This is a genomic window from Candidatus Eisenbacteria bacterium, assembly GCA_035712145.1.
Taxonomy (GTDB): domain Bacteria; phylum Eisenbacteria; class RBG-16-71-46; order RBG-16-71-46; family RBG-16-71-46; genus DASTBI01.
Genome location: DASTBI010000001.1, coordinates 1 through 4,264, shown reverse-complemented (window position 1 = coordinate 4,264; position 4,264 = coordinate 1). Strand labels below are relative to the sequence as shown.

The 4,264-nt window shown below is 67.9% G+C and carries 3 protein-coding genes; 1 reads left to right on the top strand and 2 read right to left on the bottom strand.

The features are described from left to right. Positions 1–306 precede the first annotated feature (306 nt). On the bottom strand, positions 307–1,176 hold the full coding sequence (locus VFQ05_00015) for a CPBP family intramembrane glutamic endopeptidase (GenBank protein ID HET9325134.1): 870 nt from the start codon (positions 1,174–1,176) through the stop codon (positions 307–309). 111 nt (positions 1,177–1,287) lie between these two features. Here VFQ05_00015 and VFQ05_00010 point away from each other — a divergent pair, with 111 nt between their 5' ends. Further along, a complete protein-coding gene (locus tag VFQ05_00010; GenBank protein HET9325133.1) occupies positions 1,288–3,918 on the top strand; it encodes a protein kinase in 2,631 nt (876 codons plus the stop codon). 36 nt (positions 3,919–3,954) lie between these two features. Here the strand turns inward: VFQ05_00010 and VFQ05_00005 are convergent. Further along, positions 3,955–4,264: FAD-binding domain-containing protein (locus tag VFQ05_00005; GenBank protein ID HET9325132.1), on the bottom strand; the 310-nt coding region annotated here is incomplete at its 5' end.

Sequence of the window (4,264 nt, the reverse complement as noted above, 5' to 3'; positions counted from 1 at the left end):
CGCCGCCTCGGGCTACTCCGCCGCCGACGACCACAAGAACGCCAAGGCGGCAGGATTCGACTGCCTGTTGACGAAGCCCGTCACGCTCGAGTCGCTCAAGGCGACGCTGAACACCTAGCATCCTTCATCGCGGCGGCCGGTGCGGCAGAGTGAGGATCGCGATGAACCGCACACTGCGGGGAGCTCGATTCGCTCCGTGCCATGTTCCGGGTGGAGAGGTCCTATGAGCTGGTGCTGCGCCGGGACGATCGCTCCGTGCCACTGACGATCCGGACCCGCCCCAACCTCTAGGAGCCTGTGTCGTGGTCAACCGGCGCGTGCTCTCATGCTACGTGCCACGATCGCGAGTCTCCGGTACGCCCATACGGTGGCGATGAGGGAGACGAGCGCCGCCCCGCCCGTCGTCCAGAGGAACAGACCGAACCCGTCCCCGTTCGTGGACGACGCGCCCGCACTCGACCCCAGCCACCCAATCAACCCGAATCCCACGAGATTCGCGACGGTGTGCAGAAGGACTCCCGGCAAGATCGAGCCGGTCAGGTAGGCAAGAGTGCCAAACACCGCCGACGCGGCTAAGTAGAACCATGAATGCCCCAGGAACAGGCCCCATTGACCGACGAACGCGGCGCCATGGGAGAGCCAAAACACGACACCGACGACCAGGATTGCGACCACCGAGCCGTGGCGCCGCTCGATCGGCACCTGCATGTACCCGCGGCATCCGGCCTCCTCCGCGATGCCCGCCAACACCGAAGCGCCGACGATGTAGGACAGAGTCATCACGAATGGATAGGACGACAAGCTGGACAGCGACTCCCGCGGCAGCCCGAAGAGGGAATCGATGATGATTCGAAGTCCGAGAACACTCGCCCACCCGAGGCCGCCCGCCAGAAGCGACCATCGCCAGACGCGACCGGGCAGGGAGTGAGCACGAAGATTGGTTCGCCGAAACTCGGCGGTGGACTGAGGCCATCCTTCCCCCCGCAAGTAGCGCCAATAGAGCCACAGATAGATGGCAACCAGCGGGACCGACCACGGAACCGAAGGCGCGAGCGCGAAGTTGACTCTCAAGAGACTGCCGCAGGGGACGGTGGCCATGCTCATCACGAAAGATCCGACGATCACCGCACGCAGGATGATTGGAAGCCGCGCCCACACTACAGCTGCAAGTCCCATGGATCCTCCGGCATGGATGCGTGCCGAGTTGTGTCCCCCAGCATGCTACCGCGCCGGCGATCCGACGGCGTCCGCTCGAACCGCCGCCCACGACTGAGGTAGGTTCCCGGCATGCCTCTGGCCGCCGGCGCTCGGCTCGGACCCTACGAGATCTCCGCTCCGCTCGGTCACGGCGGCATGGGCGAGGTGTATCGCGCCCGTGATACGCGCCTCGGACGCGAGGTGGCGGTCAAGATCCTCCCCGCCGAGCTCACCGGCAGCGCCGAGGTCCGCGCGCGGTTCGAGCGCGAGGCCCGCACCATCTCGCAGCTCAACCACCCGCACATCTGCGTGCTCCACGATGTCGGGCGCGACGGGGACACCGACTACCTGGTGATGGAGCTGGTGGATGGGGAGACGCTCGCCCAACGGCTCGAGCGCGGGGCCCTGTCGATCGACGAGGTGCTGAGGATCGGCGCCCAGATCGCGGATGCGCTGGACCGAGCCCACCGGGCGGGGGTGGTCCATCGCGATCTCAAACCCGGCAACATCATGCTGACCCGGTCCGGGGCGAAGCTCATGGACTTCGGCCTGGCGCGTGCCACCGGAATGGCGCCCGGAGGCAGCGGGGCAGCATTCAGCCAGTCACCCACGATCGCCCAGCCGCTCACCGCCGAAGGCACCATCGTCGGCACGTTCCAGTACATGGCTCCGGAGCAGCTCGAAGGGAAAGAGAGCGATGCGCGTTCCGACCTGTGGGCGCTGGGGTGCGTGCTCTACGAGATGCTGACGCGACGGCGCGCGTTCGAGGGGAAGAGCCAGGCGTCGCTGATCTCGTCGATCATGAAGGATGAGCCGCGCCCGATCACCGAACTGGTGGCGGTGACTCCGCCGGCGCTCGACCAGGTAGTGCGCGCCTGCATGGCCAAGGACCCGGAGGAGCGGCTGCAGACCGCGCACGACGTCAGGCTCCAGCTGCAGTGGATCGCCGAGGCCGGCTCGCGGGCGGGAGTCCCGGCCGCGGTCTCGGCCAAACGAAAAAGTCGCGAGCGACTGGCGTGGGGGCTGGCGGCCATCTCGCTGTTCGCCGTCATGGCCCTGGTGGCGTGGGGACTTTTGTCGCGCGCGCCGCGGCCGGATCCCGTGCGGGCCGACATTCAGGCGCCCGCGGGTGTGAATCTCGCGGAGTATGCCTGCGACGTCGTCATCTCCCCGGACGGTCGCGCCGTCGCCTTCATCGCCGGTGACCGCAGCAGCCCGGTGCTCTGGATCCGTCCGCTCGGGTCCGATGCGGCGATTCGCGCTTCCGGCGTGGACTATGCGCAGTGGCCGTTCTGGTCACCCGACTCGCGCAACGTCGCCTACTTCGATCAGCGCGAAGGGAAGCTGATGAAGATTCCCGTCGCAGGCGGGAGTCCCATCACGATCTGCGAGGCAAAAGACGGTCGAGGCGGGAGCTGGAGCCGCGACGGCACCATCGTGTTCGCGCCCGCTCACGATGGACCACTCATGCGGGTCGCCTCCGGAGGCGGAGAGCCCGTCGCGGTGACGCGCCTCGACACCACGCGGCAGGAGACGGGGCACCGGTTCCCGTACTTCCTGCCCGACGGCGATCACTTCCTATACGCCGCCCTCCCCGGCGGACCCAACGGCTGGGACATCTATGTGGGATCCGTGCGCACCCGCTCCGCCAAGCGCATCCTGACCGCCCGCTCGTCGGCGGTGTACGCGGAGCCCGGCTACCTTCTGTTCGAAAGAGACGGGCGCGTGGTGGCCCAGCGCTTCGACCCCGGACGGCTCGAGCTGAAGGGGGAGCCGGTGGCGGTCGCCCTCGCGCCGTTGCGAACCGACCTGGACGCCGAACCCGTCGTGTCGGCGTCGCGGAACGGCCGCCTGGCCAGACTCCGGAGCATTCCACCTGACACACGCCTGGAGATCCGCGATCGCTCCAACGCGCCCGTGTCCAGGATCGACCTGCCGCCGGCTCCGTGGACCGTCTCGAAAGTCTCGCCCGACGGGCAGCGGGCCACGCTCCTGAATGGCAGGGACATCTGGATCGTGGATCTAGCCCGCTCGGTGCCGATGCGCTTTGCCTCCACGTCGGTTGGCCAGCCATCCACCGTGTGGTCCCCCGACGGCGAGCGGATCGCGTTCGTGACGGCGCACGCCGGGCGCGAGGAGATCCACGTGGCCGGGCTCGACGGTCAGGCCGAGCCCATGGCCAGCACCGACGACCTGTTCAAGGTGGTCTACGACTGGTCGCGCGACGGCCGCTCCATCGTCTTCGGCGTCTTGAATCCCCAAACCGGCTGGGACCTGTGGGTGCTTTCGTTGGGAAAAGACGGCAAGCCGGTGCCGTACCTGCGCGGCGCGGCGTGGGAGTTCGGTGGGCGGGTGTCGCCCGACGGGCGCTGGCTTGCGTATGAATCCACCGAGACCGGCCAGTCCGAGATCTACGTCCAGTCGTTCCCCGAGCCGGGGCGCAAGGTGAGGGTGTCCCCCGACGGAGGGAGACGCGCCACGTGGGCGAGTGACGGGCGGGAGCTGCTTTACTGGCAGCGTGATGCCGTCGTCGCAGTACCGATGGAGACGGGGGAGACGATCCGTCCCGGCGTGCCGCGGACGCTGTTTGCCACGAGGCCCGAGGTGACGAGCAGTGCGGTGTTGAGTGGCGGGGAGCGGTTTCTCGTCAGTGTTGGGGCGCAGGGGACGGCCAGGGACATCGAGCTGATTCTCGACTGGACCGCGATGCTGAAGCGATGACGTGACCCACCAGCACGCCCCGGGAAGCCTGGCGCGCTACACGTCCACCTCCCGGTACATCGCCACGGCGCGATCCCGCTGCTCCAGGTGATCGACGATGGGAACGGGATACGTGTCCCCGAGCGCAACACCCGCGTCACGAAGAGCTTCTGCTGGCGCCTCCGACGGGCGGTGGACCCACCGCGTGGGCAGCTTCGACAACTCTGGCACCCATCGGCTCACGTAGGCCCCCTGCGGATCGAAACGCTCGCCCTGAAGCGTCGGATTGAAGATCCGGAAGTACGGCTGGGCGTCGGTGCCGGTCGAGGCGGCCCACTGCCAACCGCCGTTGTTGTTCGCGAGGTCT

Excerpts from the sequence above, each read along its gene's own strand:
- VFQ05_00015 (HET9325134.1), bottom strand. The coding sequence starts at position 1,176 with ATGGGACTTGCAGCTGTAGTGTGGGCGCGGCTTCCAATCATCCTGCGT.
- VFQ05_00010 (HET9325133.1), top strand. The coding sequence starts at position 1,288 with ATGCCTCTGGCCGCCGGCGCTCGGCTCGGACCCTACGAGATCTCCGCT.